The sequence below is a fragment of the Pedobacter sp. 01T416_2 genome, assembly GCF_056398925.1.
Window position 1 is genome coordinate 1 of record NZ_JBFTQI010001052.1, and the last position, 1,557, is coordinate 1,557.

Here is a 1,557-nt window from a genome sequence, read left to right on the forward strand (position 1 = left end):
GGTTTACCTTTGCCAACACCAGTGCCTGATCTAGAAAAGTACCGTACAGGTGCCGACCCGATTAATTTTCCGAATACCGATTGGCAATCGCTTACCTTAAAAGATTTTGCCCCAGAAATGAGACACGATTTTTCGGTAACATCGGGCACTAAACAGTTAACCTATTATGCAGCATTGTCTTACTATGATCAGGGGTCTAACTTAAGAACAGACCAGAATTATAACCGCCGCACAACTTACCGTTTAAACACAACAAGTTATTTTGATAAGATTAATTTAAAAGTAACTACTGGTTTAGATGGGTATGTGGAAAATAACATACAGCCAAGTGTTGGCTATGGTGGTGTTTATAGCCATATCCAAAACAAACGCCCAAGCCAATTAGCCAATAATGAATTCGGCTTACCGTCTAATAATACTACTGATAATCCGGTACAAGAGCTTGATCCAAAATCTGGATATGCTAAAGGAATTTCTAGAGTCTTTAATGGAAATTTGGCATTAGAGTATAGTGCTCCTTTTTTAAGTGGTTTAAAATTTAAAGCCAGTGGAAATTATAATCTTAGGAATTCCATTGGCAAAAACTGGAATGTATTGGCACCAACGTATGCAAATGGCAGTACGAGTCCAATATATAGCAATCCACCAGATTTGACCAACAGTAGAAGTGAAGGAAAATCGATTACCTTACAAGGTTTTGTAACCTATAATAAGACTTTTGGTGATCATGCCGTAGATTTTACAGGGGGCTATGAGCAGCAACAACATACTATTGGTAGCTTAAGCGGCACTAGAACACAATATCAGATTCTTTTTGATCAGATTGTGGCAGGCCCAACAGCGAACCAGTCGATTAATGGGGCAGAGTACAACTATTATACAGATAATGGAAATGTATTTGGTGCCAGAGCAGGATATATAGGTCGTTTAGGTTATACCTACAAATCTAAATACACCGTAGAAGGTGTAGTTCGTAGAGATGGTAGCGATTTATTTGTGCCTGGAAAGCAATGGGGTACATTTTATGCCCTATCAGGTGGTTATAACATTTCGGAAGAAAGTTTTATGCAATCGCTTAAGGACAAACATATTTTTGATTTCCTTAAATTACGTGGTTCTTATGGTTTAACCGGAAACAGTGATGATATTGCAGCCTACCAGTATGTTTCTGGTTATGGCATTACGCCAATTGGATGGATCGTAGATGGAAAACCGGTTCAAGGCACATCAGAACCAGTTAATTTACCTAGTATTAATTACTCTTGGCAAACCATTAAAAACAGAAACTTAGGGATCGACTTTGCTTCGATGAACAATAGATTAAATGGAACCGTAGATTATTTCTATAGCCGTACTACAGGTTTTGTAACTTCCGATCCGCGTTTTGCTCAAACGTTGGGTATTGGTTTGCCGCCAATTAATTTCGTAGAAGGTGCTAATCGTAAAGAAGGTGCCGAATTCCATTTGGATTGGAATGATAAGGTTAATAGTTTTACCTATAAGGTTGGGGTAAATTATACTTTCTTCAATACGCTTACTGAGCGTACTGCGCAGGAT

General features: G+C 38.4%; 1 protein-coding gene. It reads left to right on the forward strand.

Annotated elements, in window-relative coordinates:
• The coding region (locus AC1DPQ_RS27265; RefSeq protein WP_477611491.1) for a SusC/RagA family TonB-linked outer membrane protein at positions 1-1,557 on the forward strand (1,557 nt) is incomplete at both ends.